Annotated in this window: 14 protein-coding genes and 4 pseudogenes; 6 read left to right on the top strand and 12 right to left on the bottom strand. The window is 47.2% G+C overall.

The annotated features are described in order from the left end of the window. Positions 1 to 246: pseudogene (locus L693_RS28350) on the top strand (IS110 family transposase); the annotation flags it as partial. Positions 247 to 644: 398 nt separating this feature from the next. Here L693_RS28350 and L693_RS0119920 read toward each other — a convergent pair. From L693_RS0119920 to L693_RS30725, 6 genes are all read right to left on the bottom strand, one after another. Then, positions 645 to 1,535: an alpha/beta fold hydrolase gene (locus L693_RS0119920; RefSeq protein WP_025719368.1), complete on the bottom strand. Its 891-nt coding sequence runs from the start codon at positions 1,533 to 1,535 to the stop codon at positions 645 to 647. Between the two features lie 18 nt (positions 1,536 to 1,553). Then, a complete protein-coding gene (locus L693_RS0119915; RefSeq protein WP_025719366.1) occupies positions 1,554 to 1,994 on the bottom strand; it encodes a hypothetical protein in 441 nt (146 codons plus the stop codon). Between the two features lie 53 nt (positions 1,995 to 2,047). Then, positions 2,048 to 2,659 (bottom strand): DUF2239 family protein, encoded by a 612-nt coding sequence (locus L693_RS0119910; RefSeq protein ID WP_025719364.1) that lies wholly within the window; start codon positions 2,657 to 2,659, stop codon positions 2,048 to 2,050. 387 nt (positions 2,660 to 3,046) lie between these two features. Continuing rightward, on the bottom strand, positions 3,047 to 3,403 hold the full coding sequence (locus L693_RS30740; RefSeq protein ID WP_025719362.1) for a hypothetical protein: 357 nt from the start codon (positions 3,401 to 3,403) through the stop codon (positions 3,047 to 3,049). A 210-nt stretch (positions 3,404 to 3,613) separates the two neighbouring features. Then, positions 3,614 to 3,784, bottom strand: coding sequence for a hypothetical protein (locus L693_RS30735; protein ID WP_197030008.1), 171 nt, complete (start codon positions 3,782 to 3,784; stop codon positions 3,614 to 3,616). 212 nt (positions 3,785 to 3,996) lie between these two features. Beyond that, complete coding sequence (locus tag L693_RS30725) at positions 3,997 to 4,191, bottom strand: hypothetical protein (protein ID WP_025719357.1); 195 nt, start codon at positions 4,189 to 4,191, stop codon at positions 3,997 to 3,999. A 125-nt stretch (positions 4,192 to 4,316) separates the two neighbouring features. Between L693_RS30725 and L693_RS29460 the strand changes: the two are divergent. Further along, positions 4,317 to 4,469: pseudogene (locus tag L693_RS29460) on the top strand (chlorite dismutase family protein); the annotation flags it as partial. A gap of 117 nt (positions 4,470 to 4,586) precedes the next feature. Here L693_RS29460 and L693_RS0119890 read toward each other — a convergent pair. Both L693_RS0119890 and L693_RS0119885 read right to left on the bottom strand, forming a co-directional pair. Further along, positions 4,587 to 4,985, bottom strand: a complete 399-nt coding sequence (locus L693_RS0119890; protein WP_231503710.1) for a DinB family protein — start codon at positions 4,983 to 4,985, stop codon at positions 4,587 to 4,589. 227 nt (positions 4,986 to 5,212) lie between these two features. Continuing rightward, positions 5,213 to 5,836 (bottom strand): TetR/AcrR family transcriptional regulator, encoded by a 624-nt coding sequence (locus tag L693_RS0119885; RefSeq protein ID WP_025719356.1) that lies wholly within the window; start codon positions 5,834 to 5,836, stop codon positions 5,213 to 5,215. Between the two features lie 316 nt (positions 5,837 to 6,152). On the opposite strand from L693_RS0119885, the gene gap reads away from it, so the two are divergent. The 4 genes and pseudogenes from gap to L693_RS28345 form a co-directional block, all read left to right on the top strand. After that, a complete protein-coding gene (gene gap, locus L693_RS0119880) occupies positions 6,153 to 7,163 on the top strand; it encodes a type I glyceraldehyde-3-phosphate dehydrogenase (protein WP_025719354.1) in 1,011 nt (336 codons plus the stop codon). A gap of 41 nt (positions 7,164 to 7,204) precedes the next feature. Beyond that, positions 7,205 to 7,849, top strand: a complete 645-nt coding sequence (locus tag L693_RS31610; protein WP_231503708.1) for an MFS transporter — start codon at positions 7,205 to 7,207, stop codon at positions 7,847 to 7,849. A 23-nt stretch (positions 7,850 to 7,872) separates the two neighbouring features. Further along, complete coding sequence (locus L693_RS31605) at positions 7,873 to 8,577, top strand: MFS transporter (protein ID WP_442950187.1); 705 nt, start codon at positions 7,873 to 7,875, stop codon at positions 8,575 to 8,577. Continuing rightward, a pseudogene (locus tag L693_RS28345) lies at positions 8,578 to 9,072 on the top strand (formate/nitrite transporter family protein); the annotation flags it as partial. A 170-nt stretch (positions 9,073 to 9,242) separates the two neighbouring features. On the opposite strand, the pseudogene L693_RS29455 reads toward L693_RS28345, so the two are convergent. The 4 genes and pseudogenes from L693_RS29455 to L693_RS0119835 all read right to left on the bottom strand — a co-directional run bounded on the left by L693_RS29455 (position 9,243) and on the right by L693_RS0119835 (position 15,324). Continuing rightward, positions 9,243 to 10,023 (bottom strand): annotated as a pseudogene (locus L693_RS29455) (IS5 family transposase). Next, positions 10,020 to 10,448, bottom strand: coding sequence for a hypothetical protein (locus tag L693_RS30720; RefSeq protein WP_025719350.1), 429 nt, complete (start codon positions 10,446 to 10,448; stop codon positions 10,020 to 10,022). Before L693_RS30720 ends, L693_RS29455 begins: the two are co-directional and overlap by 4 nt. A gap of 148 nt (positions 10,449 to 10,596) precedes the next feature. Further along, positions 10,597 to 14,043: a GH32 C-terminal domain-containing protein gene (locus tag L693_RS0119850; RefSeq protein ID WP_081752174.1), complete on the bottom strand. Its 3,447-nt coding sequence runs from the start codon at positions 14,041 to 14,043 to the stop codon at positions 10,597 to 10,599. An 852-nt stretch (positions 14,044 to 14,895) separates the two neighbouring features. Beyond that, entirely contained in the window at positions 14,896 to 15,324 is a 429-nt protein-coding gene (locus L693_RS0119835) for a DUF1259 domain-containing protein (RefSeq protein WP_025719346.1), read from the bottom strand. Positions 15,325 to 15,440: the final 116 nt, after the last annotated feature.

Below are 15,440 nucleotides of genomic sequence, written 5' to 3'. Positions count from 1 at the left end.
AAAGAAACGTATTTATCCAGCCAGTATCATCGGATTTCCGCGCGTCGGGGAGCTAACCGAGCGACGGTTGCAGTAGCACACAGTATATTATCTATGGTTTACTATATTCTTAAGCGGAAACAACCCTACATCGAGCTAGGTCCAACCTACTATGAGGAACGAAAACGGGACGTGATCATCAAGCATTCCATTAAGAAACTGGAGTCATTAGGTGTATCAATTACTGTGAATACGGCAGCTTCCTGATCGTTATGCAAACCATACATTACTAATGCCCCTGGCTATTTTTTTGTTTGCCGGAGGGTCGCTTTCTTGTTGCCTTTTTTAGGCGTTCTACGGAGCGATATTTTCAGGATAGACCGACAATGCTTCATAATACGAACGGGCAGGATAGTTAAAGCTGACGATTAATCGTGTGGCCTTATGAAGACAAAAAAAAGCGCCGGCTCGCGATGATATCATGGAACTGGCGCTTATTCGATTGTTTCCATATATATGTTCAAATAGAGCTGCTTAACAACCGTTCCAAGAGCACCGCCGCTTCCACCCCCAAGGGTGCAAACTGATCAGCGCTGCGCCCCTGGGCCTACTCGTCCCATTGGGCACTGCGGGACTCCGGCTAGTTGCTATTCAGGAAGCGCGTGTCAATTGCGATGAGCCGTTCGCTCTATGCCATCAGCAGTTACTTTGTACAGTTGGTGCGGCAGGTCGTGTCCCATGCCGTCAACCAACATTAGCTCGGCGCCCGGGATGGAAGAAGCCGTGTCCTCACCACACGCCGGGACGAACAGGGGATCGTCCATCCCATGAATGACAAGTGCTGGTACTTTTATGGTCGCCAGCCGCGGACGACGGTCACCGGAGACAGCGATCGCAGCAATTTGTCGTCCGACACTGCCTGGATCGTAGGCTCGCTGGACTTCCTCCAGAATGAGTGCCCGATAAGCGTCTTCTTCAAACGGATAGCCAGCGCCGGCGATGCGTTTGGCAAAAGAGAGGCTGTGCGCCAAAAATCCTGCTTCATCCTCAAATGGGTTCGGCGCCGGTTTAGTCATCATCCCCATGACATCCGGGGAAGCTTGCGGAAGGGTGGGATTACCGGAACTAGACATAATGGAGGTGAGTGATAAAACCCGTTCAGGGTACTCACTGGCTGCAATCTGGGCGATCATTCCGCCCATTGACCTGCCAACGAAATGTGCCCGGTCAATTGAAAGGGCGTCGAGCAGTCCGATAGCGTCGTTGGACATGTCATCGAGAGTGTAAGGGATGTCCGGTCGCTGTCCCGACATGAGAGCAGTCGCTAATGCGTCAAAATCCAGTGTCCGATAATGGCTGAAGTGTGTTGAGCAACCTACGTCGCGATTGTCAAAGCGGATCACCCGAAAGCCCCGCGCTGCCAATAGTTCAAAAAACGGAACCGTCCAGCGGATCATCTGGGTTCCAAGCCCGGCGATTAGGATAATAGCCTCGTCATTTTCGTTACCGAAACTATCATAGGCCAACTCAACACCGTTAACTTTTAGAATGTTCATGGTCATGTTCTCCTTCAATTAATTCGGTTTCGGAAGTTCTGCCGTAGGCAGAAGGCGTGAATCTTCTATCGCTGCAGTCCGGTGACCGATACCGGCCAGGTAGTCTTGATGACTTGAAAAAGCTAGAAATGACTGCGTGCTACTCTGGCGGATCAGCATGACAAGATCCCATTTCTCGTCTTCGGGTCCAATAAGAAACTCTCCGCCATCGCCAAGAAACACGATTTCACCTCCGCTTTCACGGAGATATGGGAGGGTGTGCTCAATATAGCGGTTGAAAGCTTCGGCACCGCTAATAGGGACTTCCGGTGTTAGTTCAGGATTGGCTGTGTAATCAGCAACATCGCGAAAACGCAGTAGGTTCAACATGACGATGCTGCCCTCAATGCCTCGTTGCATGAACCTCATGCCAGCGCGTTGCGTTGGTTCAATGTAACGAATAGATTCTAACTCAGTCATAGTGACTCCTTTCGCAATTCCTTTTTAATTCTTTAAGCCCCCATATGTTTCATTCATAAGTTCTCTTCAGGGAATGCATTGGCGGCTAATCTCTTGACATGGTTTCTGATATCAGGTACCCAGTCATCGATGAAGTGGTAAAAACGATCCAAATCACCGGCATACAGTGCCCGCAGAGCTTCTTCGTATTGATTGAAGTCCCCGGCCATAGCTGTCATAAAGTTATATGTTGCTTCTTGTGACTCTCGTATTGTGCTCTGTTGTTCTCCAGCACGGCGAGCTTCATCAATGAGTTTTCGTAATGTTACCGACGCCCCTCCAGGTTGGCTCTTGAGCCATTCCCAATGCCGAGGCAATAACGTAACCTCACCGGATACAACACCCAGCTTGGGTCGACCGACCCGGCGTGTAGTCTGGTGATTCACTTCTGTACCGGATGAGTCACCAAACTGTTCTCCTAATCGTTTAAGCACCTCATCTGTCTTCCCACGAAAATCAACATCTATTGGCTTCCCCGTGGAATCGTCAAATATAAGCAGCTGTGTGAGTTCTCTGTCACTCAGAGCATCCTTCACTGTAGTAACAACGTGCTGTAAGGAACCACTGGCGACGACTCCCACACCCAAAAATGCCGTGCAGTAAAAGCGTGTTAGGGCATTACTCATGTAGACCTCCTTTCTGCTCGTCTCAATTATACCCGGGTAAAAATAAAAAATCAATATTACCCGGGTAAAATATGCTTTCCCGTTCGTAATGTAGGGAATAAATGCAAAAGATATGGCCTAAGAGGAACCGCGTTGTTGAAGGCGGAACTGGCAAAGTATTTGCTCAGCGAGCGGCCAGACTACGCGTACTTGAAAAGCTTATTCCAGCACTTGAGAGTGGAGCGACGAAATAATCAATGTTACTGTCGAGTGGAAAGGTATTATAAAAGAGCTACAGCTTTCAACTAACGAGGAACGTTAGTTGAACGACAACTGCGGCAGTCTAATGCTTTATTTTCGCCGAACATCAGGAGATGATAAACAATTTTAATCCTTATATCGCGAGTTTTATCGTACGATTCTTATTAAAAGTGTCGGAATATGTGCTTTAGACAAAACGGCTTTATCATAAAGGATTTCATCACCTTCGTTCACTTTAAGCACTTCGCCTTCGGTGATCCCTGTTTCATTAAAAGCATCTACTCTAACATAAATCGGCTGACCTTTGATTAAAGAACTTAATGTAACCCGTTTACAGCCGGAAATCAGATAACTGTGATACAGTTTATCCGATGCAAAACCCCAAATTACGTTATGAACAATAGCATCATCCTCTTCCCATGTAACCGGAAGATCAAGCTCGCTTATTAGAGTAGTTTGGATTCCGCTAGTTTGTTTAGGCAGTGAACCTGTTCCGCCCCCCAAACACTCTTAGCCCGGAAATACATGCGTTTTGGCTATAAGGGAGTTCTTTAACTGGGCACCTGATATACCTTGCCTTAATTCCATCCTCTTTTACGATAAGATCATGTGACAAATTGGAAGTCGATAAAATTAGAAGCTGCTCTCCACCATGTTTGAACATTCTCATCCGTGGCCCTCGTTGCATCTCTTCCCTCTTCATAGGAAGATGCCTTAGCCGGCTTCCCATAAGAAAGCAGCATCCATTCGGGATTCTTCCATGGATTTATGTTTGCCTGTTCGATATTGAAGGGCCAGTCTCCATATCGCTGATTGCAAAATAATTCCCCATCTTGATCGAAACCCGCCGGCCATAGCCCCAACCGTCTTAACACTAATTTTCATGGTTGCTGCATGCCAAAGGTTACCGTGACAATCTTCCACGGTAGACCCATGACCGGCACCTGAAATAAAGCCCCCCTAGTTTATAAGAATAAGGATTATTTAGGGCCAGGGTATACGGTCCGGGTGGTTTGTCCGATACGTAAACCCCATCCGAGTAAACGTTGTATTCCGTTCCAGGACTGGCGTACTGAAGATAGTATTTACCATTGTGCTTATTCATCCATGCTCCCTCTGATGTGGCTTCCGTCCACCTGTATCTCCGGTTGTCCTTTGGACAACCGTGATGGGTTCCGGATGGTGATTTCATAACGCGGGCCATGGAATTCCCTAAACACCTGGGCTTCTTCCCAATCTGCCGGGAAGCACGGGTCAATCCGGAGGCCATCATAGTCCCGCTTTATCCCCATAATTCCCTCCAAGAGGGACATGAGTCCCCATGCCGAGGTTCCGGTTGTCCATGATTGGTAGGACTTCCCATAATATTTGGGATGAATTGAATAACAATTAGTGAAGACATACGGCTCCGCTCCAGATTGTGCTCTTCGCGAATGACGTGCTGGAATTCAAGAAGCTGGTCTACGAGATGCGGTTCGACGAAGTTAGCGCACGATACGGTGATTTCGGCGATTTCTACGTCGGCGACCTGTTGACGGAAGAGAGAGTCGCTCATATGTTACGGGTATAGAAAAAATAACGTCAAGGCAGCATTGCTCCTTGACGTTATTTCATTTAAGTAGGGGCCTTTTGGGCATGATACACTGCCCCGGTATCCGGTTTGACGTGTCAAGACACCATTCTCCAATCAGGAACGCAACCCAGGAGCGTATTTCTCCTGAATGACATGGATATGGTGAATTTCGTGCCCTGTCAGGATGTATGCCCACGCGGCTGCGGTGAATTCGTTCCCACTCACGGTGCCTCTTCGGGTCCAGGCTTCCTCCGGAATGCTCCGTAACAACGTCAGCGTGGACCTGCGTACCGCCGTATAGTCCTCCAGCAGCTCATCGACCAACAGCTCGGAAAAACCTGCCCCTTCCACTAGTGTATCCTCGTTGTAGCCTGACAGCGGCGTAGCATCCCCTCTGGCGATTCGGAGCAGCCTATAGCCCATGATGCGCTCATTGTCCGTGATGTGGCCCAGCACCTCCTTCAGGCTCCATTTGTCAGACGCATAGCGATAATTCCCGTCTTTTTCCGTCAGACCGTCGTATAATTCGGTCGTCCGGTTCAGCGACTCAAAATATCCCGAAGATCCCCCTCGGGTACTCGGCGGACATAATTGTCGAAAAATTCGTTATAATCCGCTTTACTCGGTCGAAACGGCATATAAACCACCTCCACTTTTTAATGACCATAAAGCAGCGTTCCATTTTTCTTTACCGTGACGGTGGAAACAGATAACTGGGACAAGAAACGCTTCACGCAAAGTTAATTAAGAAGCGAATCAGCAGGTTTATGTGCCTTCAAGCAACATTGCTGTAAAAAGGAAGAAAAGCTGGCTGTATTCATTTGCATGTGCCTGTTATCCCCTTCCAACTTGCTCAACAAAATGGCCCCCTCCAACAAGGAAATTGCAAACGAAGCTAGGGCGTCTGGATTCAGATCTTCCTTGAATTCCCCCGTTTGAATCCCTTCACAAATAATACTCTTCATCATGTCCAAGATGGTATGCAGCCCTTGTTGGGCTCTATCACGCAGCGCGGGGTGAGTATCGTCACTTTCTACGGCGGTATTCTGCATAGGGCATCCGCCGATAAACGGGGGATTGTTCACAACATCTTCATAAACGAGAAAAAACGCGATCAATCGACCTGACGCAGACTGCTCTTGATCGACCGCTTCAGAGAATTTTCCGCAAACCAAACTGGCTGCGTAATTATAGGCTTCAAGCGCAATCTCGTCTTTACTGGCAAAATGTCGATAGATGCCCCCCTTCTTAATTCCGGTGTCGGCAATAATATCGTTAAGCGATGTACCGGCATACCCTCTCTGGTTAAAGATTTCAGCCGATTTCATAATGATGTGTTCCCGTGTTCTATCTCCTTTTTTCATGAGCTCCTCCGTATGAACCTTATTCTAATCATTTATTATAACAAATTTTACGATTGCGGCCTTGCTATTCACTAGAATCATGCTACAATAAAAGATACCATTCGGTCTCTTTTATTGTACAACAAGCCGGCACAGAAGGAAATAGTGCCGGGCATCCGCCCAGTGCTTACATTTGGGCATGTAGGACATCCTGATCATGGAAGAGTTAATTGCGAACGAATTCTTCCCTGGAACTCCAGGTGTTAACCCATTCTTTTGATTTCATGACAGGCATTCGTCTGTTTTGAATAAATAAAACTTGCAGGAGGACTATTCAATGAGTGTAAAAGTAGGCATTAACGGTTTTGGAAGGATCGGGCGACTCGCTTTTCGCCGCATTCAAGATGTGGAAGGCGTCGAGGTTGTAGCGATTAACGACCTTACGAACGCTAAAATGTTAGCTCATCTGCTCAAATATGATACAACACAAGGCACTTTTCATGGTGACATTGAAGTTCATGATGGAACCTTCAAAGTAAACGGCAAAGAGGTTAAGGTTCTGGCGAACCGCAACCCTGAAGAACTCCCTTGGGGCGAGCTTGGCGTTGACATCGTTCTCGAATGTACAGGCTTCTTCACCACGAAAGAAAAAGCCGAGCTTCACTTGAAAGGCGGAGCGAAGAAAGTCGTCATCTCCGCCCCTGCTACAGGTGACATGAAAACAATCGTATACAACGTGAACCATGAGACGCTGGACGGAACGGAAACCGTCATTTCCGGTGCTTCCTGCACAACGAACTGTTTGGCTCCCATGGCTAAAGCTTTGCACGACAAGTTTGGTATTCAATCCGGGCTAATGACGACAGTCCACGCTTACACGGGCAACCAAAACACACTTGACGCTCCGAATCCAAAAGGCGACTTCCGCGGTGCGCGCGCCGCTGCGGAGAACATCGTTCCCTACTCCACCGGTGCTGCAAAAGCAATTGGTCTGGTTCTTCCGGAACTGAAGGGCAAACTTGATGGTGCATCTCAACGTGTACCTGTACCAACAGGTTCCGTGACTGAACTCGTTGCCGTTCTGAACACCACGGTAACGGTTGAGGAAGTCAACGCTGCCATGAAAGAGGCTTCCGATTCAGAAACTTACGGATACACGGAAGACGAAATCGTATCTTCTGATATCAAAGGCATCACATTCGGATCGCTCTTCGACGCCACTCAAACTAAAGTTCTGACGGTCGGGGACCAGCAACTGGTGAAAACTGTAGCTTGGTACGATAACGAAATGTCTTACACAGCCCAATTGGTTCGCACTCTGCAGCATTTTGCTAAGATCGCTAGGTAAATAACTTCCCAAAATCAAAAGATGGAAAGAAGGAAAATTCCGTGAAGGATGCACTCAACCATACGATGATCGAAAAAAACGAAGTGCTCCTTCTTCCTCGTGAAGGCGTCATTATTACGTTGCTAGGCATTACCGTTGTGTTGGTCACTATGAATACGGCCATGTTTAATTTGGCGTTAAACGATTTAAGCCATTTTTTTAACTTGCCTTCATCCATCATTTCGTTGACGGTCACCGGTTATTCGATCATGTTCGCCATCTCCTCGATCACTTACAGCCGGTTGTCTGATTCTGTTCCCTTGAACCGATTGTTCGCTATTAGTCTGGTTTTGACAGGAGCTGCCTCGGTTATAGCCATGCTCAGCAGCCAGTTCTGGCTACTGCTTGTCGCCCGCGTTGTGCAAGCTGCCGGTGCTGGAGCAGCGCTCTCCCTGTCCATCGTGCTTCTGACCCGTTACGTGCCGCAGGCTCGCCGGGGAAAATCAATGACGTTCATCATGTCCTCCGTATCGCTGGGGTTTGGGCTAGGTCCGGTGATAGGCGGATTGGTGGTGCAGTATCTGGGTTGGAGATATCTTTTTGCCATTACATCCCTGCTGCTATGCATTGCTCCACTGCTTGTGCGCTATATTCCACAAGAGTCACTGCCCAAACGACCTTTCGATTTGCTGGGACCATATCACTGAGCGCTGGTACGGCAGGTCTGGTGTTGTTTTTGACCAACTATCATCCTATTGCCTTATTGATCGGAATCTTGGGGCTGCTCGTCTTTGTTATGCGTATCCGCCGAGCGAAGCACCCGTTTGTGCTGCCGTTGTTATTGGCCAACAAAACCTATCTTGTGCTGGCCTTTATCGGGGTTCTATCCTATTTATGCAACTTCGCCACGCTGTTTTTATTGCCACAAATGCTATTGAAGCATTTTGGTTTGAGCGCGGGTCATTCCGGTATTGTTATTTTTCCGGGCGCCATTTTGTCCATGCTACTATCAAGAATGGTTGGAGCGATGATCGACAAGCGGGGAAACAGCAGTATGTTGCGTGCGGCTCCTATGCTCATACTGATGGCAGCTGTATTGTTCGCAGGAGTGGGTACCCAATATTGGGTAGCGAATATTTTCGTGTACATGCTGATGAACTTGGGCTTTGCTATCATCAACAGCAGTGTTTCAAACGAAATTTCGTGCATATTGCCCTCCTCCCAAATTGGCTCAGGCACGTGGTTGTTTCAACTGATGCAGTTTATCAGCGGTGCATTCGGCATTGCCGTGTTGTCTAGCGCGCTGGAATGGCAACAGTCCCTTCCGCCTAGCCATGCGTATGCAAACCTATTCTGGGGACTGGCCGCGGTAGCGGTTTTAGCCAATCTGTGTGCTTTTCTGTACGTGAGAGGACTAGCCCAAAAAACCGTGTAGCTTTTTACTGGCAATACCTTCTATTACACGTATGCCGTACTGCGGAAAAAGCTGCGCTGGCTGTAGGTCATCAAACTGTGGATTACCAGCTATGTTGGCAATCTGCTCGGCGCCGGCGTATTCGCCCTGCTCAGCGTGGTGGAACACAAGATGGAGGCCCACGCGATGAAGCTGTTCTTCCGGGCATCCTCTGTAACTGGCTCGTCTGTCTCGCCTTCTTCATACCCATGTTCATGAAGAAGAACGGAGCGAAGATGTTTGCTATGATGTTGTTCGTCTTCTGCTTCTTCATTTCCGGTTATGAGCATAGATGCGAATATGTGTACCTTCGCCATCGCTCTCGTGCTGAGTCATCAGGGGACGATCTCGCTAGAGGGTTTCATTCATAATCTCGTTCCGGTCACGCTCGGCAACCTGGTTGGCGGCGTGCTGCTTATGGGTGTCATGTATTATTATACGGTCAACCGGCCGTTCCTTGATGAGATAAAGGATTAGGAACCATCGCCTGGATAAGAGCCAAAAGAACCAGCCCAAGTCCCTCACATCACGACTCATTCACCGATGCAGAGATACTTGGGCTGAACAGGATTGCCTAGAGCCGCTCGGCTGCCAGATGCCCCCACAGATAGAAGGTCGGATGCGGCGGCTGATTAAAGTATACTTTACTAGGGCGTGTCTTCAAACCAAGCAAGCCATACGAGAATGGAAGCCAGCGTTAAAAAAGCCTGGAAAGTGCAGGCTTTTTTATCATGGCGAGTAGCAAGTCGACGATATTTTTTCACCTTGTTAAAAAAGCATTCCACCAAATGACGCTCTTTGTAGAGATCGCGGTCGTATTTCGGTTTCACCCGCCGGTTTTTCTTCCCTGGGATCACCGGGATCGCTTCTTGCTCTTTCAAAAGAGCTCGGATAGCGTTGGTGTCATACGCCCGGTCAGCTAAACTTGCTTCATGGTTAGTTCAATGGTTTGGAGTATTTCGTATCCCTGGACAGAATCATGGGCCTGTCCTCCCGTCAATTCGAAACGAAGTGGATTGCCCAACGCATCAACCACGGCATGAATTTTCGTGCTTAGTCCGCCTCAGGATCGTCCGATTGCTTGCTTGTCTTGCCCCCTTTTGCGCCTGATCCATGCTGATGGACCGGCACAATCGTGGCATCAATCCTTATGCTTTCCTCGTCGAGATCAAGCGAAACATGCTCTAGAACCTTATCCCAAATCCCTGCTTTCTGCCAGCGCCGAAAGCGAGTATATACCGATTTCCAATGGGGGAAGGGGTCTGGTAGATCCCGTCATGGGGCACCCGAACGAGCGACCCAAAGTATGGCATTTAACATCCATCGATTGTCCACAGCGGGACGTCTTCCTTGTGGTTTTCGTTCGGGTGGAAACAGATTTTGAATCAACCGCCATTGTTGATCTTGGATTTCGTATCGTGTACTCAATTACATGAAGAAAAATCCTGTAACCGTAATTCTCCGCCATCGAACAATTCAAAAAAATTATATTTCTCAGTTACATTTTCAAATGCAAGCAAATGAAAATTAGATAAATAGTAAATCTTATAACCATCATTTTTCAGCTCTTTGAGTACATCAACTGATTCCTCAATTAGAGTAAAAAGTTCGTACCAATTCTCAAAGGCCAGTTCTATCAAATGTCCATTTTTACTGCTCCTGTTAACTAAAATGCTTTTTGCTTCTTCTTCTGTGATTGCCCCAATATCAAGCATTCGCCATTCTTTGCTTAGGAATAGTTCCTCATGAACTTCTAAAATTTTATCAGCATCAATATTTCTTAATTTTAAATATTCCTCTGGGTTATAATTCAGCAGTACATTCCCTAAATCAGATATAATGTTTTTAATCATCATTGGCTCTCACACTATGTGCAGTATTTTATTTCTCAATAATATCACCTACTTGCCTAAGCCATCTAGATGCTATTAGCTTTTAGACCTTACACCCAGCATCCGATCCATACACGAACCGATATCTGTACCCGGACGAAAAGGCCATTTAAAAAAATGCTGCGTTCACGAGGCTTGATGTCTTCAACTTGGCCGGTTCTCCTCCTGTCATATTTACATTCTGATATGAGGCAGAGCCGCCAAAGACATGAAGTCCGAAATGACCTTCGGCAAAGGTCCCATCCTTCAGATCCATTATTTTCAGCCCTCCCACGTACACCACGATATGCGGGCCTTCCGCTTGAATCTTTATTTTATAGGTTTGGCCTGGCTGGATGAAGGCCGGGACCTTCGCCAGAACCTGCCGTTCCTCGAACCGTCCATTGATTTTGTAGAACAGGCGAATAGACTTCATGTTAGGATCCAAATTCAGGTAGTAGCCGCTGTGCCCATCCTCGCTTGCACGGAACAGAAGTGAACCAGCCCCGCCGGATGTGCCAAGCTTCAGTTCAGCTTCATAAGTAAAATCACCCGCCTGCTCCTGAGCCATATAATTCGCGTCGCTGAAGTACCTCCCACGAATTCCATCCTCGCTGACTACCCATGAAGCCATGGACGGATCTTGGGTCCAGCCGCTGAGACTGGTATGGAACTCGCCGCCGGAGACTTTTACAAGAAGGCTGGCGGATGCCTTTCCATTCGGGGTGGATACAGTAATGACGGACTCTCCTTCTTTTTTGGCCATAAGGGTTGCTTGGGAAGAGTTGGCTCCTTTTATGCCTACCACCTTGGCATTGCTGGATTTCCATTTCAGCGGGTGAACACCGTTGCCGGGCCCATTCTCCACTGCCGCCCGCAGCGTTTCGCTTTGCCCTATCCCCAGTTCACGGTCACCGGTATCCATTATAATCCGTGGTGCCGAATCCCTGTCCGGATTCCACACCGATCCAAGCTTGTTTACCGTGAGAGAAACAACCTTCACATTGCCGCCCTGGGTATAGAAGCTCATCTCCCTGCTGGCAGGATCAGGAAATATGACCTCGGAGAAAACCACCTTGCCTCCATTAGCGAAAACCTCAACAGAGGATTCATCCACCAAAATCCGCATCTGGATCCGCTTGTTCTCGGCTTTCATCCCCGTTTCATGTCTTGTGGTAAACAGATTGGAGAAATCCGTAGCTCCAGAAGCAGAACGGTCCACGAACAATTTGCTTTCGCCTGGCTTATAACCCACCACAGTCTTCTGATTCGCACCTTCACGTACATTAAAACCAAACTCTGTTACGTTACTTCCAGCCGGAATCTCCAGTTCGGCTTCAATCTCATATGCTCCAGAAACAAGTCCCTTCAGCAGGTTTGGAGAAGATGGATTGATCATCTTGTCAGTTGCAGAGAACAGCCTGCTGCGCAGATGCTCCATCTCCTTGAGCGGACCCTGGGCGAGACGGAGTCCGTCCGGGGTCATGACCAGAGTAACCTCTCTCGGAACAGTCAGTTCCCCCTTCCAGCCCAAAGTCGGGAAAGCGAACGGATAATCCCAGTTGGACATCCACGCCAACATCACTCTGCGCCCATCCGTCATGTCCGAGAAAGACATGGATGCATAATACTCCTTGCCAAAATCCGTTCTTAGCACCTTTCCTGCCGGATTGTCATTTACGAATTTCCCCTCTGCAGTCAGACTTCCCACAAAATATTCAGAATCTGAACCTCCTGTTGCCGGATTCGCGCCTGTACTGATCATGAGAACCCACTTCTTCTCTGACGTTTCCTGCACGACCAGCGGGAACAGGTCAGGGCATTCCCACACACCGCCACGAACATAATCTCCATAACCCCAATTGTCGGTCAACGTCCAATCCAGCAAATTGACCGATGTAAAGAACCGGATATGATCTCCACCGGACACTACCATGACCCAACGATTATGCTCGTCGTCGCGAATCACCTTAGGATCGCGGAAATCCCATCCCCCCGGTTCTTCCCCGTTCTTGCCAGGGTTCTCAATCACAATCGGACGATCCTTGGCGTATTGCCACGTACGCCCCTGATCCTTGCTGAAAGCAAGACCAATGCGCTGGTTGCCATTTGGACCATCCGGGTTATAGGAGGTATAATAGGCAATCAGACCTTTGCCGCCCGAATCCGCGAACAAGCCTGATGTATTCGTTACATCCGCCACAGCAGATCCGGACCAGATATGCCCGTAATCATTCCACGGAAGTGCAATCGGCAGACGTTTCCAGCTCAGCATATCCTTGCTGACGGCATGAGCCCATGTGCCTCCATCCTGATGAAAAAGATGGTACTCACCTTCGAAATAGACCAACCCGTTCGGGTCACTGGCGTAACCACGGATCGGTGTATAGTGATACTGGGGACGGTAGGTTTCAGTATAATAACTGTTAGCTTCCGTGATATAAGCTTCTTGAAAGTAAGCACTTCCCTCTTTCACAACAAGACCAGCGTTTCCTGTTAAATACGAATGATCCGTTACATCGACTGCTGGCGGAGTATAACCGTCAACGAAAATTTGAATCCGGTTGCCCAACGCTTTTACTTCCACATAATGCTTTGCCCCCGTTAAGCTCGGATAAGATCGTTCTGAACCTGCAATTGCCGTTCCATCCGCTTTCGTCAGGGATACGCGTACCTGCTCCCCTTCCTTCAGAAGTGTGGCTTCATATCCACGGGCTCCATCGGTAGAGGAGCGGAAAGCAAGGGCGGCAGCAGCATCGGAGCGGAAAGCGATTGTTCCTTCATATACAAAGTCAGCAGCTTGCCTGCTATAGATTTGCTGGGCCTTGTTCTGGTTCACAGACGTTCCTTTTTGCCCGCTGAGGTCAGGCTGCCACTGTCCTTTTTTTACAAGCACCGTACCCAGATTTCCTTTCAGATCACTAACGGTTATGTTCTGGAACAAGGCAGACCCATCCCAGACGTGGAGTCCAAGGCGGCCGGAGCGGTATGAACTGTCCTGAATAGCAATCACAGGCTTGTATTGAGTTCCCCAATAAACTTTCAGCGAGGTCCCTTCAGCCTTTACCTTGAGATGATAGATCTCCCCTGCCTTGAGAGAAACCTGATGCGCTTCATTTAATTTACCTGTCCCACCGACCGCATCTTTTAAACGGATAATACCGGACTGCGGTGAAATTTGAAGCATATACGAATTCAACCCATCTTCATTGGAACGGAAGAGCAAAGAAGCATCCGCTTGCATATCCTTGATCATAACGTCGGCTTCATACAGGAAATCATCTGCTATTGTTTCCGAGATGGCCATTACGTTCTCCTGCGGATCAGATGTCAGCAGGAGCCCTTCTGCGGTATCTCCCCACTTGCCTTTTCCCTTTACCTGCCATCCTGTCAAATTTGTATTTACATTGATAGCGTTTTCTAAAATAGAAAGACCCTCCTTTTCCGATTTTCCTGCGCCACCTTCCGATACCACAGCCCAGTCGGTATCAGGACTAGCTGCACAAACTCCAGATGAAGTCATAATCATAGCCATCACCATGAGGATGTATAGTGGAGCTTTGAATTTCTTTTTCATCAATTAACCTCCATTTCTACTCTATCGAATAATCATCTTCTACCTGAAAAGCAGAAGGTGGCCTGTATAGAAGGTCTTCCATCTCCCGTGCAATATGATTCGGAGGCATTACCAAGCTCATTTTGGTTTACCTCCAGCCTCATCATCAAAATATTTGTGCATTTATTTGTTTTTTTATTTACATTTATAACTATTTATATAAACGATAATTTATATAATGTAAAGTGTAGCGCTTTCAAGAGCAAAAATCAATGAAAATTTAACCTCGCCAGAAGGGATCTAGCTCCTTCCTTTTCTTAAGGGAGCACCGATTTATCCTATATATTATAGAGTTCTTTGCTTATGTACCCCATACTACAAAAAAAAAGGTGGAGAGTAGTGTAGTATAATAGAGAACTGTTTATTCTCTGAATCGTACATATTTTTAATAGTAGGCAAAATCAGTGAATTTTACCCAAGATAAAGTTACATTAATGTTTACAATTAGACATTTTTTTGTTTATATTTTAAAACCGTTCATCTCGAGGCAAGCATTGTTCATAGAGGCTCCACCAAGTTTTCCTAATTGAGTTGTCTATAGCAAAGAGAGGGGGAAGCTGTAGTCCATTCGAATGACGATCATCTACTTCATTTTGTGGAATGCCTTCCCTTTGCCAAAAGTATAGGGTTTTTCGCGATTACAGTACCCGCAGGATCAGTTCCTACGACAATATAATCAATAATTATTTTATTTAACATAAAGCCCTCCTTATGCTAAATGGGCTAATTTAGAGTATTACTCTGTTTTATCTCATGTGCTGCCTATAACAAAAAAAGATCCGCCAAAGCGGATCTCTCGCATTTATTGATTGCTTATTTTTTTTTATTAACCGGCCGTACGGGCTTCGTTGTCAAAACATTAAGCGCATCACGCACTTCTGTGGCGAAAACAAGCGGCTTTTCTACTTTTTCGAAGTGAATGTACCAAAGATTGGGGTTATCGAAGAGCCAGTGATTGTGCAGTGCCGTCACTTTGACGCCGTGTTTACGGAGTCGAGAGATAAACGGATTAATTTCTGCGGTCAAAATCACGGTTTCGCCAAGACATAATCCTTTTCCGTTACGGCCAATACTTTCAAAAGAAAAAGCTTGGGGGATTGCAAGAAAGGACTTGGCCTTTTTCCCCAAAATAATCGGCTTGATGTTATTTCTAACCGTAGATGCCGTGCAGACTCCATTAATGATTTGAGGTGTTGCCTTTAATATAGCGGCAAACTGTTTACAAAGCGGACTAATTGCCATACCTATTCACTCCATTCCTTTAGATTCACTAACATCATATGAAAAAATAAGAGAACGGTAAGGGCAAATAATCTGTATCATCACGCCTGTTGAATAACCACAAAATGGTAGAAAAA

It is taken from the genome of Paenibacillus sp. 1-18 (assembly GCF_000520755.1).
Taxonomy (GTDB): domain Bacteria; phylum Bacillota; class Bacilli; order Paenibacillales; family Paenibacillaceae; genus Paenibacillus; species Paenibacillus brasilensis.
Note: the sequence above shows the minus strand (reverse complement) of the source record. Positions and strands in the feature narration are given on the sequence as shown.

Excerpts from the sequence above, each read along its gene's own strand:
- L693_RS0119920 (WP_025719368.1), bottom strand. The coding sequence starts at position 1,535 with ATGAACATTCTAAAAGTTAACGGTGTTGAGTTGGCCTATGATAGTTTC.
- L693_RS0119915 (WP_025719366.1), bottom strand. The coding sequence starts at position 1,994 with ATGACTGAGTTAGAATCTATTCGTTACATTGAACCAACGCAACGCGCT.
- L693_RS0119910 (WP_025719364.1), bottom strand. The coding sequence starts at position 2,659 with ATGAGTAATGCCCTAACACGCTTTTACTGCACGGCATTTTTGGGTGTG.
- L693_RS30735 (WP_197030008.1), bottom strand. The coding sequence starts at position 3,784 with ATGAAAATTAGTGTTAAGACGGTTGGGGCTATGGCCGGCGGGTTTCGA.
- L693_RS30725 (WP_025719357.1), bottom strand. The coding sequence starts at position 4,191 with ATGGGGATAAAGCGGGACTATGATGGCCTCCGGATTGACCCGTGCTTC.
- L693_RS0119885 (WP_025719356.1), bottom strand. The coding sequence starts at position 5,836 with ATGAAAAAAGGAGATAGAACACGGGAACACATCATTATGAAATCGGCT.
- gap (WP_025719354.1), top strand. The coding sequence starts at position 6,153 with ATGAGTGTAAAAGTAGGCATTAACGGTTTTGGAAGGATCGGGCGACTC.
- L693_RS30720 (WP_025719350.1), bottom strand. The coding sequence starts at position 10,448 with ATGATTAAAAACATTATATCTGATTTAGGGAATGTACTGCTGAATTAT.
- L693_RS0119850 (WP_081752174.1), bottom strand. The coding sequence starts at position 14,043 with ATGAAAAAGAAATTCAAAGCTCCACTATACATCCTCATGGTGATGGCT.
- L693_RS0119835 (WP_025719346.1), bottom strand. The coding sequence starts at position 15,324 with ATGGCAATTAGTCCGCTTTGTAAACAGTTTGCCGCTATATTAAAGGCA.